The organism is Caulobacter henricii (assembly GCF_001414055.1).
Classification (GTDB): domain Bacteria; phylum Pseudomonadota; class Alphaproteobacteria; order Caulobacterales; family Caulobacteraceae; genus Caulobacter; species Caulobacter henricii.
In genome coordinates, this window is sequence record NZ_CP013002.1 from 3,424,601 (window position 1) to 3,441,857 (window position 17,257).

The 17,257-nt window shown below is 66.8% G+C and carries 20 protein-coding genes; 9 read left to right on the forward strand and 11 right to left on the reverse strand.

Annotation, left to right across the window (positions count from 1 at the left end):
* Window positions 1-31 precede the first annotated feature (31 nt).
* From rlmH to AQ619_RS16110, 7 genes are all read left to right on the forward strand, one after another.
* The gene (gene rlmH / locus AQ619_RS16080) at window positions 32-496 is read left to right on the forward strand and encodes a 23S rRNA (pseudouridine(1915)-N(3))-methyltransferase RlmH (protein ID WP_062149985.1); all 465 of its coding nucleotides are present in this window, start codon (window positions 32-34) and stop codon (window positions 494-496) included.
* 111 nt (window positions 497-607) lie between these two features.
* A complete protein-coding gene (locus AQ619_RS16085; RefSeq protein ID WP_084746098.1) occupies window positions 608-1,657 on the forward strand; it encodes a murein hydrolase activator EnvC family protein in 1,050 nt (349 codons plus the stop codon).
* Between the two features lie 113 nt (window positions 1,658-1,770).
* Window positions 1,771-3,156, forward strand: coding sequence for a S41 family peptidase (locus AQ619_RS16090; RefSeq protein WP_062149991.1), 1,386 nt, complete (start codon window positions 1,771-1,773; stop codon window positions 3,154-3,156).
* Window positions 3,157-3,270: 114 nt separating this feature from the next.
* Window positions 3,271-4,452: a divergent polysaccharide deacetylase family protein gene (locus AQ619_RS16095; protein ID WP_062149993.1), complete on the forward strand. Its 1,182-nt coding sequence runs from the start codon at window positions 3,271-3,273 to the stop codon at window positions 4,450-4,452.
* Window positions 4,449-4,946 (forward strand): RNA pyrophosphohydrolase, encoded by a 498-nt coding sequence (locus AQ619_RS16100; RefSeq protein WP_062149996.1) that lies wholly within the window; start codon window positions 4,449-4,451, stop codon window positions 4,944-4,946. Before AQ619_RS16095 ends, AQ619_RS16100 begins: the two co-directional genes overlap by 4 nt.
* Window positions 4,947-4,972: 26 nt before the next feature.
* Complete coding sequence (locus AQ619_RS16105; protein ID WP_062149999.1) at window positions 4,973-6,139, forward strand: alpha/beta hydrolase; 1,167 nt, start codon at window positions 4,973-4,975, stop codon at window positions 6,137-6,139.
* A gap of 54 nt (window positions 6,140-6,193) precedes the next feature.
* Window positions 6,194-6,943: an alpha/beta fold hydrolase gene (locus AQ619_RS16110; RefSeq protein WP_062150002.1), complete on the forward strand. Its 750-nt coding sequence runs from the start codon at window positions 6,194-6,196 to the stop codon at window positions 6,941-6,943.
* On the opposite strand, the gene sugE is transcribed toward AQ619_RS16110, so the two are convergent.
* The 11 genes from sugE to AQ619_RS16165 all read right to left on the reverse strand — a co-directional run bounded on the left by sugE (window position 6,940) and on the right by AQ619_RS16165 (window position 15,016).
* Window positions 6,940-7,266, reverse strand: a complete 327-nt coding sequence (sugE, locus tag AQ619_RS16115; protein WP_062150005.1) for a quaternary ammonium compound efflux SMR transporter SugE — start codon at window positions 7,264-7,266, stop codon at window positions 6,940-6,942. The two genes, AQ619_RS16110 and sugE, sit on opposite strands and share 4 nt — an antisense overlap.
* A 104-nt stretch (window positions 7,267-7,370) precedes the next feature.
* Complete coding sequence (locus AQ619_RS16120) at window positions 7,371-8,045, reverse strand: hypothetical protein (RefSeq protein WP_062150008.1); 675 nt, start codon at window positions 8,043-8,045, stop codon at window positions 7,371-7,373.
* Window positions 8,046-8,248: 203 nt separating this feature from the next.
* Window positions 8,249-8,509, reverse strand: a complete 261-nt coding sequence (locus tag AQ619_RS16125) for an ATP synthase F1 subunit epsilon (protein WP_062150011.1) — start codon at window positions 8,507-8,509, stop codon at window positions 8,249-8,251.
* A complete protein-coding gene (locus tag AQ619_RS16130) occupies window positions 8,509-8,757 on the reverse strand; it encodes a hypothetical protein (protein WP_062150014.1) in 249 nt (82 codons plus the stop codon). The genes AQ619_RS16125 and AQ619_RS16130 overlap by 1 nt, the downstream gene beginning before the upstream one ends.
* Window positions 8,757-10,382, reverse strand: coding sequence for a F0F1 ATP synthase subunit beta (atpD, locus tag AQ619_RS16135; RefSeq protein WP_062150017.1), 1,626 nt, complete (start codon window positions 10,380-10,382; stop codon window positions 8,757-8,759). Before atpD ends, AQ619_RS16130 begins: the two co-directional genes overlap by 1 nt.
* A 56-nt stretch (window positions 10,383-10,438) precedes the next feature.
* Window positions 10,439-11,311: a F0F1 ATP synthase subunit gamma gene (locus AQ619_RS16140; RefSeq protein ID WP_062150020.1), complete on the reverse strand. Its 873-nt coding sequence runs from the start codon at window positions 11,309-11,311 to the stop codon at window positions 10,439-10,441.
* A gap of 33 nt (window positions 11,312-11,344) precedes the next feature.
* Window positions 11,345-12,877, reverse strand: coding sequence for a F0F1 ATP synthase subunit alpha (gene atpA / locus AQ619_RS16145; protein ID WP_062150022.1), 1,533 nt, complete (start codon window positions 12,875-12,877; stop codon window positions 11,345-11,347).
* 52 nt (window positions 12,878-12,929) lie between these two features.
* Window positions 12,930-13,484, reverse strand: coding sequence for a F0F1 ATP synthase subunit delta (locus AQ619_RS16150; protein ID WP_062150025.1), 555 nt, complete (start codon window positions 13,482-13,484; stop codon window positions 12,930-12,932).
* Between the two features lie 179 nt (window positions 13,485-13,663).
* Window positions 13,664-13,903: an acyl-CoA thioesterase domain-containing protein gene (locus tag AQ619_RS16155; protein ID WP_062150028.1), complete on the reverse strand. Its 240-nt coding sequence runs from the start codon at window positions 13,901-13,903 to the stop codon at window positions 13,664-13,666.
* A gap of 135 nt (window positions 13,904-14,038) precedes the next feature.
* A complete protein-coding gene (locus tag AQ619_RS16160; protein WP_062150030.1) occupies window positions 14,039-14,362 on the reverse strand; it encodes a DUF8200 family protein in 324 nt (107 codons plus the stop codon).
* Between the two features lie 228 nt (window positions 14,363-14,590).
* The gene (locus AQ619_RS16165) at window positions 14,591-15,016 is read right to left on the reverse strand and encodes a hypothetical protein (protein WP_062150033.1); all 426 of its coding nucleotides are present in this window, start codon (window positions 15,014-15,016) and stop codon (window positions 14,591-14,593) included.
* A 133-nt stretch (window positions 15,017-15,149) separates the two neighbouring features.
* Here AQ619_RS16165 and AQ619_RS16170 point away from each other — a divergent pair, with 133 nt between their 5' ends.
* Together AQ619_RS16170 and AQ619_RS16175 are read left to right on the forward strand one after the other, a co-directional pair.
* Complete coding sequence (locus tag AQ619_RS16170; RefSeq protein ID WP_062150036.1) at window positions 15,150-16,451, forward strand: acyl-CoA dehydrogenase family protein; 1,302 nt, start codon at window positions 15,150-15,152, stop codon at window positions 16,449-16,451.
* Window positions 16,452-16,605: 154 nt separating this feature from the next.
* A complete protein-coding gene (locus AQ619_RS16175; RefSeq protein WP_166504286.1) occupies window positions 16,606-17,256 on the forward strand; it encodes a LemA family protein in 651 nt (216 codons plus the stop codon).
* Window position 17,257 lies beyond the last annotated feature (1 nt).

Consider the following 17,257-nt stretch of genomic DNA (forward strand, 5'->3'; position numbering starts at 1 on the left):
CCTGTCGAAGGACGAGGTTCCAACCCACCCCATGAAGCTCACCATCCTCACCGTTGGCAAGCTCGGCCGCATGGTCGAGGCGCAGCTGGCGCTGGACTATATGTCCCGCGCCACGGCGTCCGGCCGTGCCCTGGCCCTGGGCCCGGCCGAGATCCTCGAGGTCGAGGCGCGCAAGCCCGGTAAGGCCGCCGAGGCCGAGGTCCTGCGTCCGCATCTGGAGGGGGCCCATGTCATCGCCTGTGACGAGCACGGCAAGGTCCGGACCAGCCGCGCCTTCGCCGAGCATATCGGCCGCCTGCGCGACGACGGCACCCGCAAGGTGGTGTTCCTGATTGGCGGGGCCGACGGCCTCGATCCCTCGATCCTGACCACCGCCAACGAAACCCTGGCCTTCGGACCCCAGACCTGGCCCCACGCCCTGGCCCGGGCCATGCTGGCCGAGCAGGTCTATCGCGCCGTCACCATCCTGGCGGGCTCGCCCTATCACCGCGACTAGGGGCTCGCGCCCATCGGTAGGGCCGGTTTCGGTGCCCTTTGAGTCCCAAGCCGAGACCAAGACGTCATCGCTTTCTTTGACGCCATGAGGACTGGGGTTAGACAGGCGGAGATGCTTCGCCGTCCCGCGTCCGTTCTGCTGTCCGTCGCCGTCCTTGTCGTCACCCTGTCGGCGGGCGGACTGGTCCTCGCACGTCAGGACCAGCAGCGCATGCGCGACCGCCAGACGGCCATCGACATTCGCCGGGAGATCGAGGATCTGCGTCGCGAGCTCACCCGCCTGGACAATGCCCGGGTGTCCGCCGGCGAGAATGTGGACTTCAAGCGGGCCCGGCTGGAGGCGCTGAATGCCCGCGAGGCCAGGGTTCTGGCTGATCTGGGCCGCGACCGGCACCGCCTGGCCCAGCTGTTGTCGGCCCTGCAGCTGTTTCGCCGCAATCCCCCGCCGGCCCTGCTGGTCAGCCCGGACGATGCCCGGGACGCCGTGCGGGCCGCCATCCTGATCCGCGCCATGACCCCGGAACTGCAGCGCCGGGCCGACGCCTATTCCCGCCAGGCCCTGGCCGTCCGCACCCTGAGGCGCGAGGCCGCCGCGGCGGCCGCCGAACTGTTCACCGCCGAAAGCGTGGTGGCCGACCGCAAGGGCGAGATCGAACGGCTGATCATCGAAAAGACCCGTCTGGAGCGGGCCTATGCCCAGGAAGCCCTGATCGAGGCCAGCGAACTGCGCACCCTCGGTGCCCTGACCGACGGCCTGACACCGCGGGCTCCGACCGGGCCCCTGACCCTGGCCTCCCCAGCCCCCGGCCGGATCATCACCCGCTTCGGGGCCACCCTGCCGGCCGGGGGCCGGGCGTCGGGCCTCTCGATCCGCACGGAAAAGGGACGGACGGTCACCAGTCCGGCGGCGGCCACGGTCGAATATGCCGGCGCCCTGAACGGCTGGGGCGTGGTGCTGATCCTGCGCGCCCAGGACGCCTATCTGCTGGTCCTGGCCGGCCTGGACCAGGTATCGGTGGCCCCCGGACAAACCCTCGCCCCAGGGGCCCCGGTCGGCAGGATGGCCGATCGCCTGACGTCCGAGCCCGACCTCTATCTGGAGGTCCGTGAAGAGGGCATTCCGGTCGATCCGGAGCGTTGGTTGAAGCAAGGGTCGCCGTAGACGACTTTTTCAGTAATGATGGCCTCAAATAGAACGTTCTCGTCTGGGATGGTCGGGAACGAGTGATCACAAGCGCGGCGTTTCAAGCGTCGCCAGGGAGCCTTCCAGGCCTAATGCGCAAGTACCTGCTCATCGGAGTTTCAGCCTTTGTCCTCGGCGCGGGGACCATGGCCTACCTCAGCCCCATCGCCCAGGCGAACATCCCGCCCAAGACCAAGACCTACAAGCTGCTGGAACTGTTCGGCGACGTGCTCGGCACGGTCGAAGACCAGTATGTGGCCGAGGTGGACGACAAGAAGCTGATCGAGGCCGCCCTAGACGGTATGCTGACAAGCCTCGACCCGCATTCGGGCTATCTGTCGCCCGACAGCTTCGAGGACATGCAGGACACCACGCGCGGCGAATATGGCGGCCTCGGCATCGAGGTCACCAGCGAAGAGGGCGTGGTCAAGGTTATCTCGCCGATGGACGGCACCCCCGCCTCGCGGGCCGGCATCCAGGCCGGTGACTATATCACCGCCGTCAACGGCCAGAGCGTGCTGGGCCTGACGGTCAACGAAGCCGTCAAGCAGATGCGCGGCGCGCCCGGCGAAGCGGTCAGCCTGACCATCGCCCGCGAAAAAACCGACCCGTTCGACGTCAAGCTGATCCGCGAAGTGATCAAGCCCAAGGCCGCCATCGCCCGGATGGAGGGCGACTATGGCTATGTGCGCCTGCCGGGCTTCAACGAAAAGGCTACCGACGCCCTCGTCACGGCGATCAATGAACTGAAGGCCAAGAACCCGAAGATGAAGGGCCTGGTCTTCGACCTGCGCAACAATCCGGGTGGTCTGCTCGATCAGGCTGTCGGCGTGGCCGACGTGTTCCTGGACGGCGGCGAGGTGGTCAGCCAGCGCGGCCGCGATCCGCGCAACATCCAGCGCTACAACGCCCGCCCCGGCGACCTGCTGAACGGCCTGCCGGTGGTGGTGCTGATCAACCAGGGCTCGGCCTCGGCCGCTGAAATCGTCGCCGGTGCCCTGCAGGATCGCAAGCGGGCCGAGCTGATCGGCCTGACCAGCTTCGGCAAGGGCTCGGTCCAGACCGTGATCCCGCTGCGGGGCGGAGCCGACGGCGCGCTGAAACTGACCACGGCCAAGTATTTCACGCCCTCGGGCCGCTCGATCCAGAAGACCGGCATCGCGCCGGACCTCGAGGTCGCCCAGACCCGCGACCAGGCCCAGGACATCGCCAACCGCGTCTGGTTCAGCGAGGCCAGCTTCAAGAACGCCCTCAATGCCGACGAGGGCAAGAGCCGCGTCGGAGCCCACACCCCCGCCGAAGCGCCGCCGGCGGCCTTCGACGACAAGAAGGGCGACTTCCAGCTGCAGCGGGCCATCGCCGTGCTGCAGGCCGGTTCGGTGGCCGCGACGCCGAAAATGCCCAAACCCCCGGCCAAGATCGCCGATATCACGGCCAAGGCCGCCGCTATGGGCAAGCCGGTCGTCGAGAAGAAGTAGGGTCCGCCGCGATTCTTGTCCCCGCAGACCGGATCCTGGTCCGGCTGCGGGGACCAAATCGTCGCAGGATCTCGTTAACCATAAATTTGAAGCTTGCCGGCTAGGGTCGTTGTCATGGCCGCCATGTTTTCCCGCAAGCCCGCCTATGCCGCCTCGGCGCCCTCGCCCGAGGTCAGCGGAGACCTGCGCGCCCGCCTGATGGTGGCCGTGTCCAATCCCTATATTGCCGCCAGCGGGGCGGCCCTGCTGTTCATGCTCAGCCTGGCAGGCCTGGTCCTGGTCACGGGCGATCCCAAGGCCGGGGCACCGGTCGTGCGCGTCGAACTGACCAAGATCGGCGCCACCCGCAATGCGCCCGAGGGCTGGAAAGAAGCCCTGGCCGAAGAGGGCGAGCACGAAGCCGCCTTCAAGCCTGACACCTATGACCTCTCGGCCAAGCCGATCGTCGACAGTCCGGTCGAGGCCTCGATTTCGTTCCCCGGGGCCGAGGAAGGCCCCGGCGCGACCCACGTCGTCGGCGGGGCCCTGCCCCAGGCTCCGATCGCGGGCCTCACCGCACCGGGCCCCGGCGGGGCCCAACTGCCGATCATCGCCGCCAATGGCCGCACGCCGGCCGAGGCCTATGCCCGGCCGTTCACCGCCACGGGGCGACCCAAGGTCTCGGTGATCATCGGCGGCCTGGGCCTGAACCCCCAGACCACCCGCGCCGCGATCGAGACCCTGCCGCCCGAGGTCACCCTGTCCTTCGCCCCCTATGCCGAGGGTCTGCAGGGCTGGATCGATCTGGCCCGCGCCAACGGCCACGAGGTGCTGCTGGAAACGCCGATGGAGCCGGCCGATTATCCGGCCAATGACCCCGGCCCCTATACCCTTATCGCCGCCAACCGGCCGGAAGACACCGTGCGCAAGCTGGAATGGCTGATGTCGCGGGCCACCGGCTATTTCGGCCTCAGCAACTATCTGGGCGCGCGGTTCGTCGAGTCCGATGCGGCGATGAACACCTTCAATGCCGCCCTCAAGGCGCGCGGCCTGGCCTTTGTCGATGACGGCCTGGCGGCCCGGCGCGGGGGCGCGATCCCGCGCGCCTCGGCCGACAAGGTGATCGATGACGAACTGTCGGCTAGCGCCATCGACGCCCAGCTGCGCGGCCTGGAGATGGGGGCCAATGCCCGGGGCCAGGCCCTGGGCTCGGGCTTTGCCTATCCGGTGACGATCAATCAGGTCCGGGCCTGGGCCAACGGTCTGTCAGCACGCGGCCTGCAGCTGGCCCCGGCCTCGGCCCTGACCCGTCGATGACCGTTCCGGCCGCAGAACAGGATCTGCCGCGCCACCGGCCCAATGTCGGGGTCGTGCTGTTCCAGGCCGACGGCCGGGTCTGGCTGGGACGTCGGAACCAGCAGCCCCCGCCCTATAACTGGCAGTTTCCCCAGGGCGGGGTCGACGCAGGCGAGGACCTGCTGGACGCCGCCCGGCGGGAACTGGCCGAAGAGACCGGCGTCACCTCCGCCCGGCTGCTGGGCCGCACCGAGGGCTGGATCTCCTATGACTTCCCGCCCGAGGTCGCCGGTTCCAAGATGGCGCGCGGCTGGATGGGTCAGAAGCAGGTCTGGTTCGCCTTCCGCTTCACCGGCGATGACAGCGAGATCGACCTGGAAGCCCATGGCGAGGTCGAGTTCGACGCCTGGCGATGGGGAACGCTCGACGAGACCCCCGAACTGATCGTACCCTTCAAGCGCGGGGTCTATGAACAGGTGGTCTCCGCGTTCGAAAGATTCGTGGGCAGCGACTGATCGCTCCCACCGGGAGAGCGACCACCATGGCCAAAACCATCCTGATGATTCATGGCTATGGCTGCGCAGGCAGCTGCTGGGGCCCCATTGCCGAGCGCCTGACGGCGGAAGGCTACAGGGTCGAGACCCCCACCATCCGGGCCGACCAGCGCCGGGCCGACGCCCCTGGAGCGGGACTGGCCGGCCTCAGCCTGGCCGACTATGTCGCCGACATGAGCGCTTTCGCCGCTACCCTCGCCCGCCAGGACGGTGAAACGCCGGTCGTGTTCGGCCATTCGATGGGCGGCATGATCGCCCAGAAGCTGGCCGAGGCCGGTCTGGTCGCCGGAGCCGTGCTGTTCTCGCCGGCCTCGCCCGCCGATGCGCGCGGCGCGCCCAAGCTGTCGCCTCTGTTTGCCTTCCTCAATGCCGCCCTGGTGCCGAAGCCCGAAACCCGGACGGTCAAGCAGTGGAAGACCGGCTTCAAGGTCTGCGTGATGAACGCCGTACCCGCCAGCCGGCATGACGTCCTCTATAGCCGCATGGTCCATGATTCCGGCCGCGTGCTGGCCGACCTGGCCTGGCCCGACAAGGACCCCAACCGGACCGTCCATGTCGATGTCGACAGGGTCAAGGTTCCGCTTCTGGTGGTGGCCGGGGCTCTCGATCGCACGACACCCGTCGATGACCTGCGCCGAGTCGGCCAGAAGTACTCCGCCGTCGGCGGCGACTATGTCGAATATCCCGCCAATGCCCACTGGCTGATCGACGAGCCGGGCACGAACGTGATCGTCGACGATGTCATCACCTGGCTGAAGACCAAGGCCCTGACCGTCACGCCGGCCCAGGCCGCACCGGCCGAACCCGCTCCCGCGCCTGCCGCAAAGGCCGTAGCCAAGAAGGCGCCCGCCAAGGCTGCAGCCGCTCCGAAGGCCAAGGCACCAGCGGCTCCGGCTGAGACGCCGGTCCCCGAGACCAAGCCCAAGCCCAAGCCCAAGCCCGTCAAGGCTGCGGCCCCGAAACCCGCGGCGACGGCGAAGCCCGCCACGCCCAAGGCCCCTGCACCGAAGGCCGCAGCGCCGAAAGCGGCGGCCAAGTCCGCTGCGAGCAAGACGGCACCGGCCAAGGCTGCTCCCAAGGCGGGCACGAAGACCGCCGCCGCCAAACCGGCTGCGACAACGAAACCCGCCAAATCTTCGCCGAAGACCCAATAGAGCGTGTAAGCTCGCGCCGTCGGCTGCTTCGCCGACGGCGTTCGAAAGGCGCCCATGCCCGCACCGGTCATCATGGTCCACGGCGCCTTCTGCGGCGGCTGGACATTCGACAGTTTTCGCCAGCCGTTCGAGGCGGCCGGTCATGCGGTGCTGACGCCGGACCTGCTGGGCCATGACGGCAAGGCTTCGGTCGCCGGGCGTTCGATGACCGACTATGCCAAGCAGATCGCCGCCCTGTGTGCCACCTGCGAGGAGCCCCCGATCCTGATCGGTCACTCGATGGGGGGCCTGGTTGCCCAGATGGCCGCGACGCGCACCAAGGTCTCGCGTCTGATCCTGCTGGCCCCGTCACCGCCCTGGGGCGTCTCGGGGGCGAGTCTGGAGGAAGCGGTCTCGGCCGTCAGTCTCTATGCCCTCGGCCCCTACTGGCTGCAGGCCGTCGATCCTGACTATGGCGTGGTTCGGCGCTACAGCCTCGACCGGCTGGAGCGCGCCGATCGCAAGGCCCTCTATGCCCGCATGTCGCCCGAGAGCGGCCGGGCCCTGTGGGAAACCCTCAACTGGTGGCTGGACCCGTTCATGACCACCAGCGCCGCGCCGTCCGGCGTGCCGACCCTGGCCATAGCCGGCGGCCGGGACGTGATCCATCCCCCCGCCACCGTGCGCCAGACCGCCGCCCGCCTGAACGGGGCTGTCGAGGTCTTTGCCGAGATGAGCCACTGGCTGCCCGGCGAGCCCGGCTGGGAGAGCGTGGCCGAGCGCTGCCTGGACTTTATCGCCGATCAGGATCGCGCCGCCGCCTAGGCTACTGACGGGGTGAAGAGCTTGAGCCCCAATATGCCCGCCACGATCAGGCTAAGGCAGACCAGCCGCGCCGCCGTCGCCGGTTCCTTGAAGACCACGATCCCGACAATGGCCGTGCCGACCGCGCCGATACCGGTCCAGACGGCATAGGCCGTGCCCAGGGGCAGGGTCTTCACCGCCCATCCCAGCAGGCCCATGGACAGCACCATGCTGGTCGCCGTCAGGACCGTGGGGATTGGCCGAGTGAAACCTTCGGTGAATTTCAGGCCCACGGCCCAGCCGATCTCGAAAAGACCCGCGATGCCAAGGATGATCCAGGCCATGAGCGGCTCCGATGTCGGGCGGGGTCGTCCCCGGAAACGCGAAAAGGCGCAGGGTCGTCCCCGCGCCTTTTCTAGATAGGACCCGGTCAGGAACCGGGCAAGCCTTAGCGGCTGGTGGTGCTGTACAGGACCTGGGCCTGTTCGAAGTTCTTGCCCACGGGCGAGCCGTCGGTCTTCTTCAGGCGCATATAGACCAGACCGGCGTGACCGCTGGCCCAGTTGTCATCCCAGGAGACGGTGAAGCGACGGAAGTCGCTGCTGACCACCTGGTCGTTGCGGATCAGGCGCAGCTGCGGGCTGTTTTCCCAGGTGGCCCAGTCGTGCAGGGCGCTGGCCAGAGCCTGGGCCTGGGCGTCGCCCTGGGCGTACTGGATGGTGATGGTGCAGACGTTCTTGTTCGAGCCCGGATTGTCCAGGACGATCTGGAAGGGCTTGCCGAGGTCCAGGACCCACTGTTCCTTCTTCTTCTTCAGCCCGGCCGCCTTGACCAGGGCCTGGAAGTCGCCGCCGACCACGGCCGGCTTGCAGATCCTATCCAGCACGCTCAGCAGCTGCAGCGAGACCGGATCGGTCGTCGGCGGCGGACGGACCGGCTCGACATAGGTGTCGGCCGGTGCGGCGGCTGCGGGGGCCGCAGCGGCCGGATCAGCGGGCGCGGCCGGCGCGGGCGCCGGGACCGGAGCGGCAGCAGGTGCCGGGGCGGGAGCGGTTTGCTCCTGGGCGACGGCAGCGGTCGAAACCACACCGAGGGCGATCAGGCTGGCGAGCGCGAGGCGCATTATCGAGATATCCCCATCAGGCAAGAGGTCGGCATTAAAACCGACAGACGTTCCCTCGCAACCCTTATGGCGACAGATTGCGACGGAGATTGGGCCACAAGTGTAAATTCCTGCGACCATACGTCGCGCAGCTTCCCCTCAGACGCGAAAACGCCTCTGTCCCGGGCAGGACGGAGGCGTCTGATCGAATCAGGATAAGCGGATCAGGCCGCTTCGACGGCGTGCTCGGCCAAGATCGTCAGGCCATCAGGCCCGACGTCGGCGAAACCGCCCTGAATGTCGTACAGCTTGGTGGTCGCGCCGTCCTTCACGGTGACGCGGCCTTCGCGCAGCGTCGTCATGAACGGGGCATGGTTGGCCAGAACGCCAAAGTCACCTTCAGCGCCCGGAGCCTGGACCATATCGACCTCGCCCGAGAACAGTTCGCGTTCCGGAGCGACCAGAGAAAAGTGCAGCTTTGCCATTATTCCACGATCTCCACGTCGCCGAGCGCCGCCTCGACGTCTTCGTCGGTTTGGATCTCGGTGCCGCAGAACGGGCAGAAGCGGATGGTGGCCAGCACGACGCCGGTCTCCCCGTCTTCCGTCCGTTCGCCAAGATTGAGCAGGATCAGGCCGCTGTCATGCTCGATGAGCGCGTCGGTCGGGTCCGAAGAGACCGCGTCCTCGAGCTCCTCGCAGCAAAAGCCGACCAGATCATGTTCTTCGGTCATTACGCTTCGCTCGCCAGCTTTTCAGCCTTGGCCACGGCTTCTTCGATCGGGCCGACCATGTAGAAGGCGGCTTCCGGCAGGTGGTCGTATTCACCGTCGACGATGCCCTTGAACGAGCGGATCGTGTCCTTCAGGGCCACAAAGGCACCGGGGGTGTTGGTGAACTGCTCGGCCACGTGGAAGGGCTGGGACAGGAAGCGCTGGATCTTGCGGGCGCGGGCGACCGTCAGCTTGTCCTCTTCCGACAGCTCGTCCATGCCCAGGATGGCGATGATGTCCTTCAGCGACTTGTACTGCTGCAGGACTTCCTGGACCGAACGGGCCACGTTGTAGTGCTCTTCGCCGATGACCAGCGGGTCCATGATCCGCGAGGTCGAGTCCAGCGGATCGACGGCGGGGAAGATGGCCTGGGCAGCGATGTCGCGCGACAGAACGGTGGTGGCGTCAAGGTGGGCGAACGAGGCGGCGGGCGCCGGGTCGGTCAGGTCGTCGGCGGGCACGTAGATGGCCTGGACCGAGGTGATCGAACCCTTGTTCGTCGAGGTGATGCGCTCCTGCAGGTTGCCCATCTCGGTAGCCAGGGTGGGCTGATAGCCCACGGCCGAGGGGATGCGGCCCAGCAGAGCCGACACTTCAGCGCCGGCCTGGGTGAAGCGGAAGATGTTGTCGACGAACAGCAGCACGTCCTTGCCTTCTTCGTCGCGGAAGTATTCCGCGATCGACAGGCCGGTCAGGGCGACGCGGGCGCGGGCGCCCGGGGGTTCGTTCATCTGGCCGTAGACCAGGGCGCAACGCGAGCCTTCCGTCGAGCCGTTATTGGCCTTCGGGTCGACGTTGACGTTGGACTCGATCATCTCGTGATAGAGGTCGTTGCCTTCGCGGGTGCGCTCACCCACGCCGGCCAGAACCGAGTAACCGCCGTAAGCCTTGGCGATGTTGTTGATCAGTTCCTGCATCGTCACGGTCTTGCCGACGCCGGCGCCGCCGAACAGACCGATCTTGCCGCCCTTGGTATAGGGGCACATCAGGTCGATGACCTTGATGCCCGTGACCAGAACTTCAGCCGTGTTGGTCTGCTCGGCGAAGGACGGGGCGTCGCGGTGGATGGTGCGGTAGATGTCCGACTGGATCGGGCCCTGCTCGTCGATCGGCTCGCCGATGACGTTCATGATGCGGCCCAGGGTGCCGGGGCCGACCGGAACCCGGATCGACTCGCCGGTGTCGCGCACGGCCTGGCCGCGAACGAGGCCTTCGGTGGCGTCCATGGCGATGGCGCGGACGGTGTTCTGGCCCAGGTGCTGGGCGACTTCGAACACCAGGCGCTGGCCGGTAGCGGTGTTGACGGTCTCGAGGGCGTTCAGGATCGCCGGCAGTTCACCGGTGAACTCGACGTCGACGACGGCGCCGATGACCTGCACCAGCTTGCCGGTGGCAGCACCGATGGTGGCCGGAGCGGCCTTGGTCGCCTTGGGCGCCGCAGCCTTGGGGGCAGCGGGCTTCTTGGCAGCCGGAGCCTTGGCGGCGGCGGCGGCGGGAGCGGCGGCGGCCGCTTTCGGGGCGGCGGGCTTCTTGGCGGCTGCCGGCTTGTCGGCGGCGGCGGGAGCCTTAGCGGGGGTCTTGGCCATGGCGTGCGGGTCTTTCGTGCGTGCTCGTGCGTGCGTTTTTTACGTTAGGCTTTTGATCAGACGGCTTCGGCGCCGGAGATGATCTCGATCAGCTCCTTGGTGATCTGGGCCTGGCGGGAACGGTTATACTCAAGGGTGTAGCGCTTGATCATGTCGCCGGCGTTGCGCGTGGCATTGTCCATCGCCGTCATCTGGCTGGCATAGAAGCCGGCCATGTTGTCGAGCAGGGCCGACAGGATCTGGACCGTCAGGTTGCGCGGCAGCAGGGTCTCGAGAATGGCCTCTTCCGAGGGCTCATACTCATAGACCGCGCCGGTCGAGGGGGCAGCGCCACCGTCGACGACGGCCGGGATCAGCTGCAACGCCGTCGGGGTCTGGGTGACCACCGACTTGAAGCGGCTGTAGAACAGCGTGACCACGTCGATGTCGCCGGCCTCATAGAGGCGCGTGACGACGTCGGCGATCGGCTGGGCCACCGACAGGGTGAACTGGCGATAGGCCGAGAGGTCGAAGTTCTCGACGATGCGGTCGGCATAGAGCCGGCGCAGCTGCACGGTCGATTTCTTGCCGACGCAGACGATCTTCACGTCCTTGCCCTGGGCAATCAGGCCGTCGATGTGCTGACGCGCGGCCCGCACGATCGACGAGGTGAACCCGCCGGCCAGGCCGCGATCCGCCGCCGCCACGATGACCAGATGACGGTCATCGCGACCGGTGCCGGTCAGCAGGGCCGGAGCCCCGTCGCCGGACACGCCGGCTGCCAGGTTGGCGATCACCGAGGCCAGACGCCGGGCATAGGGACGCGCCGCTTCGGCAGCGTCCTGGCTCCGGCGCAGCTTCGCGGCCGCCACCATCTGCATCGCTTTCGTGATCTTCTGCGTCGCTTTGACGCTGGCGATCCGATTGCGCATTTCCTTCAAGCTGGCCATTCGGCGCTACTCTCTCCGAGCGTTCCGAGGGGCTTAGGCGAAGGTCGACGAGAAGCTGTCGAGCGCGCTCTTCAGCGTGTTCTCCAGGTCCTTGTCGAGGGCCTTCTTGGTGCGGATGCCGTCCAGCAGGTCTTTGTGCTGGCTGTGCAGACGGGCCAGGAACTCGGACTCGAACCGGCGCACGGCGCTGGTCGGGATGGCATCCAGATAGCCGCGGGTGCCGGCATAGATCACGCAGACCTGCTCTTCGACGGCTTGCGGCGCATACTGGGGCTGCTTCAGCAGCTCGGTCAGGCGTTCGCCGCGGGCCAGCATCTTCTGGGTCGAGGCGTCGAGGTCCGAACCGAACTTCGCGAAGGCGGCCATTTCACGATACTGGGCCAGCTCGCCCTTAATCGCACCGGCGACCTGCTTCATGGCCTTGATCTGGGCCGAGGAGCCGACGCGCGACACCGAGATACCGACGTTCACGGCGGGGCGGATGCCCTGATAGAACAGGTCGGTTTCCAGGAAGATCTGGCCGTCGGTGATCGAGATCACGTTGGTCGGGATATAGGCCGAGACGTCATTGGCCTGGGTTTCGATGATCGGCAGAGCCGTCAGCGAGCCCGAACCATTGTCTTCGTTGAGCTTGGCGGCGCGCTCCAGCAGGCGGGAGTGCAGGTAGAAGACGTCGCCCGGATAGGCTTCGCGGCCCGGCGGGCGGCGCAGCAGCAGGGACATCTGGCGATAGGCGACGGCCTGCTTGGACAGGTCGTCATAGATGATCAGGCCGTGCAGGCCGTTGTCGCGGAACCACTCGCCCATGGCGCAACCCGAGAACGGGGCCAGGTACTGCAGCGGAGCCGGCTCGGAGGCCGAGGCGACGACGACGATCGTGTATTCCAGGGCGCCGTGCTCTTCGAGCGTCTTGACGATCTGGGCGACGGTCGAACGCTTCTGGCCGATGGCGACATAGACGCAATAGAGCTTGGCGCTCTCGTCCTTGCCGGCGTTGGCGGCCTTCTGGTTCAGGATGGTGTCGATGGCGACGGCGGTCTTGCCGGTCTGACGGTCACCGATGATCAGCTCGCGCTGGCCACGGCCGACCGGGATCAGGGTGTCGATCGACTTCAGGCCGGTCTGGACGGGCTCGTGCACCGACTTGCGCGGAATGATGCCCGGCGCCTTGACGTCGACCCGGCGACGCTCGGTGTACTGGATCGGGCCCTTGCCGTCGATCGGCTCGCCCAGCGGGTTGACGACGCGGCCCAGCAGGCCCTTGCCGACCGGAACGTCGACGATCTCGCCGAGGCGGCGGACTTCGTCGCCTTCCTTGATGGCCTGGTCCTGGCCGAAGATCACGGCGCCGACATTGTCGCGCTCGAGGTTCAGGGCCATGCCCTTCACGCCGGCCTTCGGGAATTCGACCATTTCGCCGGCCTGGACATTGTCCAGACCGTAGATGCGGGCGATGCCGTCACCGACGGACAGCACCTGGCCGACGTCCGAGACGGCAGCTTCTTCGCCGAAATTGGCGATCTGCGACTTGAGGATGGCCGAAATCTCGGCGGCGCGGATGTCCATGGCTGTACTTGGGCTCTCTGCGATTTTTATCTTTTGACGCGCTTATAGAGGTTTAGGCGCGCTTCAGGGCGAATTTCAGGGAATCGAGCTTCGAACGGAGCGAAGCATCGAACAGGCGGGAGCCGACACGCACCTTGAGGCCACCCAGAAGGGAAGCGTCGACGCGGGTCGAAAGTTCAGGGGTCTTGCCGAGCGCCGAAGCCAGGGCGGTTTGCACGCCCTTCAGCTGGGCGGCAGTCAGGGCGGTGGCCGAGATCACCTCGGCCGAGACGACGCCGCGATGCTTGGCCGAGAGTTCGGCAAAGGCGGTGATGGTGCCCATCAGGTCGCCGGCGCGGCCATTGGTGGCCACCAGGCCGAGGAACTTGCTGGTCAGGGGCTGGAAGCCGGCCTTCTTGGCGATGGCGGCCAGGCCCTTGGCCTTGTCTTCCGACGAGAAGGCGGGCGAGGCGACAAGGCGGCGCAGGTCGGCGCTGTCGGCATACATCGCCTTCAATGACTTCAGGTCGGCCTCGACCTTGGTCAGTTGATTGCCTTCGATCGTCAATTCGAACAGGGACTGCGCATAGCGCTGACCCGCATCCGTCGCCTTGGTTTCGTCCGCCACTTGGTATCCGCCCGGTGCGTTGCAATGGCCGCAGACAAGACGTTTAACCCTTGTCGCGGCGTAAAGGCTTGAGTGCGCTTAAAAAAAGCGCTCGGAGAGCCGGTGCTGATGCGCCGCCCCGTCCGAAGCCGCGCGCCTGATAACACGGGCTTTTCGCAGTCGCAACCAAACCGGCACGATCAGGCCTCGACGCGACGAAACACCGCCGAAGCTGCGGCCGCCAGGCTTCCGTTACGGCGCCGGGCTTCGGCCTGGGCGAAGACCAGGCTGCGGGTGCCGCGCTCGACCCAGGCGCGCACGTCGAGATCCTCGTCCGGCCCCTCGGGGCCATAGTCGATGGTCAGGGACGAGGGGCGGCTTTCGGCCCCGGCGATTTCGCGCAGGGCGGTCTCCAGGGCGGCGGCGAGGGACGTGCTCATGGGGCCTCAACTAGCGAGGAACGGCAGAAAGAAAAAGGGCGGCGGAACAGGCCCGCCGCCCCATCAGGCGAATGCTCGAGGAAACAGCCAGACGGGGCTAGGGGGCCCCAACGCGTCCGGATACAGGATAGAGGTCTATTTCGCGTCGGACTTGGCCGCGCCGTTGCAACGGCCCAGGTCCTCGGCATCAAGCGACTTGGACTCGCCGCCGAACGCCGAGACGCGGCCGACTTCCTTGACCAGGGCCTTGCACGAGGCGGCGGTGATGGCCCGCGACGGGGCCGAGGCGGCGACGCATTCCGCGCCGTCGCAAACGAAGACCGCGCCGCCGGCGACGATCTTGGTCTTGGCGGCGACCGGGGCTTCCAGGGCGGCGGAGACGCGGCCGTCGGCCAGGGCGGCACCGGCGAACAGCGAAGCGGACAGGGCGGCGACGGCCGCCAGGGTACGGAGCTTCATAAGAGCCCTCCAACGTTCAGGGGAGTTGTGTAAGATCGATGATCGGCGAAAAGCGTACTGGGTGTTCAGGCTGGGGGATGCAAGCATCGGTATCCCCACCGACGCCACCAGGCTGAACTAAGCACTGCTTAGATATCAGTGATCAATAATTGCGCAAGCAGAAATTGGTTCGCATGAGCAATTTGTAATCCTGGCCAGCCGATTGCGGAATCGGCCAGGCTCGTCTGGCTAAAGGCCGAGGATGGAGTCGATCCGGCTTTCTGCGCGGGCGTGGACTTCGCGCTCCACCACCATGCCCTCGACCCGCGAATAGCGGCCGTTCTTGCCGGCCTTGCGCCGCAGCTGGTCGGCGGTCACCAGGCCGGGCGTACCCTCTGGCTCGGAGAATTTGCCCATCAGGGCTGCCAGCACCGCGCCGATGAAGGCTGCAGCGACCGGGCCCGCCGCGCCGGCGACCCCCTCGCCGAACACGGCTTGCAGGCGGCCGATCAGCAGTTCCCGGTTGGGCTGGTCCTCAAGCATGCCGATCAGCAGCAGGACACCCCCCTCGATGCAGACCGCCAGCAGCACCGTAACGAGAATGCCCAGCAGTCGGGGTCGGACGAAAAGTCCGAGAACCGCACCGATAATCGCTGCCACAGCCAGGGTGTACATGACCACAACCTAGCCGAGGTTGGTCAAGGGCCGGTTAAGATCGGCGGTCTTCCCGAACGTCAGGCTTGGCGGTCGATCAGGGTGGCGCATACTCGGCCGCAAGACCAAGACGACAACGCCGGGAGGCAAGGCCATGGACTTCAACCCGCCGCCGGAACTGACGGCCTATCTGGCCGTGCTCGACAAGTTCATCGAGGACGAAATCGCGCCCTTGCAGGCACGCGACGACAATGAGCGGTTCTTCGACCACCGTCGGGAATGGGCCCGTACCGACTGGGACGGCGGCGGCCTGCCCCGTCACGACTGGGAAGAACTGCTGGCCAAGGCCCGCAAGCTGGCCGACGCCGCCGGCCACTATCGCTTTGCCCTGCCCCGCGAGTTCGGCGGCCAGGACGGCTCCAACCTGTGGATGGCCGTGATCCGCGAACATCTGGCCAGCAAGGGCCTGGGCCTGTTCAACGACCTGCAGAACGAGCACTCGATCGTCGGCAACAATCCCTTCGTGCTGATGATCCGGGATTTCGGCCGACCCGATCAGCAGCACCTGATCAGCGACATGCTGGATCGCGGGGCCTTCCGCCCGACCTTCGGCCTGACCGAGCCGGATCACGGGTCGGACGCCACCTTCATGGAGACCCGCGCGGTCCGCGAGGTCCACAAGGGCGAGAGCGGCTGGCGGATCAATGGCGAGAAGATGTGGACCACCGGCATGCATGCCGCCACCCACTGCTGCCTGTTCGCCCGCACCAGCGGCGAGGACGGCGAGGCCCGGGGCATCACGGCCTTCCTGGTGCCGGCCCATGCCCCCGGCGTGAAGATCGAGGAATATCTCTGGACCTTCAACATGCCGACCGACCACCCCCGGGTCAGCTTCACCAACGTCTTCGTGCCCGATAGTGCGATGTTCGGCCCCGAAGGCGGCGGCCTGGCCCTGGCCCAGCACTTCGTGCACGAGAACCGTATCCGCCAGGCGGCCTCCAGCCTGGGGGCAGCGGTGTTCTGCATAGAAGAGAGCGTCAAGTACGCGCGGGTCCGCAAACCCTTCGGCAAGCCCCTGGCCGAGAACCAGGCCATCCAGTTCCCGCTGGTCGAGCTGGCCAGCACCGCCGAGATGCTGCGCCTGCTGATCCGCAAGACCGCCTGGGAGATGGACCAGATGACCAAGCCGGAGGTGGAAAAGCGCCTCTCCGACAAGGTCTCGATGTGTAACTATCAGGCCAATCGCCTGGTCTGCGAAGCTGCCGACAGGGCCATGCAGGTGCACGGCGGCATCGGCTATTCGCGTCACAAGCCCTTCGAGCACATCTATCGCCACCACCGCCGCTACCGGATCACCGAGGGCAGCGAGGAGATCCAGATCCGCAAGGTGGCCGCCTGGCTGTTCGGCTTTCTGGGCCCCCGTCGCAAAATCTTCGCCGAGATGGAGAAGGTTTAATCCGTCCCGACCTGACGTGGATCAAGGGACGCGCTATCTAACACCGGTATGCGACCTGAACGGCGCGTCCCGGCCACGCATGCGCGTTTCAGTGACTAAACAAGGCGGGCCTGTTTATCTGTTGCGGACGTCCTGTCCGGAACGGACAGGCTCTGTGGAGGGCTGCATGAACCGTTTCGTCAAAACCGCCGCGCGGATCGCGCTGGTCGCTTCTCTCGCCGCCGGCCTGGCCGGCTGCGGGGTCAATACCATCCCGACCCAGGACGAGGCCACCAAGGCCGCCTGGGCCGAGGTCCAGAACCAGTATCAGCGCCGGGCCGACCTGGTGCCCAATCTCGTCGCCACCGTGAAGGGCTATGCCGCCCAGGAAAAGGGCGTGCTGGTCGAGGTCACCGAGGCCCGCGCCAGCGCCACCCAGGTCAAGGTCGACGCCTCGACCATCACCGACCCGGCCCAGTTCCAGCAATATTCCGCCGCCCAGGACAAGCTGTCGGGCGTGCTCGGCCGGTTGATGATGATCCAGGAAAACTATCCCGACCTGAAGTCGAACCAGAACTTCATGGCCCTCCAAAGCCAGCTGGAAGGCACGGAAAACCGCATCACCATCGCGCGGCGCGACTACAACGAGACCGCCCAGAAGTACAACACGACCCTGCGGACCTTCCCCAGCATTCTCTGGGCCAAGACGGTCTATTCCAGCCAGAAGCCGGCCCAGCTGTTCCAGGCCACGGCGGCGGCCCAGGCGGCCCCGACGGTCAGCTTCGACCCGGCCCCGCCGGCCTCGGCTCCGGCTCCGGCCCAGTAAG

Excerpts from the sequence above, each read along its gene's own strand:
- AQ619_RS16090 (WP_062149991.1), top strand. The coding sequence starts at position 1,771 with ATGCGCAAGTACCTGCTCATCGGAGTTTCAGCCTTTGTCCTCGGCGCG.
- AQ619_RS16130 (WP_062150014.1), bottom strand. The coding sequence starts at position 8,757 with ATGACCGAAGAACATGATCTGGTCGGCTTTTGCTGCGAGGAGCTCGAG.
- AQ619_RS16165 (WP_062150033.1), bottom strand. The coding sequence starts at position 15,016 with ATGTACACCCTGGCTGTGGCAGCGATTATCGGTGCGGTTCTCGGACTT.
- AQ619_RS16120 (WP_062150008.1), bottom strand. The coding sequence starts at position 8,045 with ATGCGCCTCGCGCTCGCCAGCCTGATCGCCCTCGGTGTGGTTTCGACC.
- AQ619_RS16085 (WP_084746098.1), top strand. The coding sequence starts at position 608 with ATGCTTCGCCGTCCCGCGTCCGTTCTGCTGTCCGTCGCCGTCCTTGTC.
- AQ619_RS16095 (WP_062149993.1), top strand. The coding sequence starts at position 3,271 with ATGGCCGCCATGTTTTCCCGCAAGCCCGCCTATGCCGCCTCGGCGCCC.
- AQ619_RS16160 (WP_062150030.1), bottom strand. The coding sequence starts at position 14,362 with ATGAAGCTCCGTACCCTGGCGGCCGTCGCCGCCCTGTCCGCTTCGCTG.
- atpA (WP_062150022.1), bottom strand. The coding sequence starts at position 12,877 with ATGGACATCCGCGCCGCCGAGATTTCGGCCATCCTCAAGTCGCAGATC.
- AQ619_RS16170 (WP_062150036.1), top strand. The coding sequence starts at position 15,150 with ATGGACTTCAACCCGCCGCCGGAACTGACGGCCTATCTGGCCGTGCTC.
- atpD (WP_062150017.1), bottom strand. The coding sequence starts at position 10,382 with ATGGCCAAGACCCCCGCTAAGGCTCCCGCCGCCGCCGACAAGCCGGCA.
- sugE (WP_062150005.1), bottom strand. The coding sequence starts at position 7,266 with ATGGCCTGGATCATCCTTGGCATCGCGGGTCTTTTCGAGATCGGCTGG.
- AQ619_RS16110 (WP_062150002.1), top strand. The coding sequence starts at position 6,194 with ATGCCCGCACCGGTCATCATGGTCCACGGCGCCTTCTGCGGCGGCTGG.
- AQ619_RS16100 (WP_062149996.1), top strand. The coding sequence starts at position 4,449 with ATGACCGTTCCGGCCGCAGAACAGGATCTGCCGCGCCACCGGCCCAAT.
- AQ619_RS16105 (WP_062149999.1), top strand. The coding sequence starts at position 4,973 with ATGGCCAAAACCATCCTGATGATTCATGGCTATGGCTGCGCAGGCAGC.
- AQ619_RS16125 (WP_062150011.1), bottom strand. The coding sequence starts at position 8,509 with ATGGCAAAGCTGCACTTTTCTCTGGTCGCTCCGGAACGCGAACTGTTC.
- AQ619_RS16155 (WP_062150028.1), bottom strand. The coding sequence starts at position 13,903 with ATGAGCACGTCCCTCGCCGCCGCCCTGGAGACCGCCCTGCGCGAAATC.
- AQ619_RS16140 (WP_062150020.1), bottom strand. The coding sequence starts at position 11,311 with ATGGCCAGCTTGAAGGAAATGCGCAATCGGATCGCCAGCGTCAAAGCG.
- rlmH (WP_062149985.1), top strand. The coding sequence starts at position 32 with ATGAAGCTCACCATCCTCACCGTTGGCAAGCTCGGCCGCATGGTCGAG.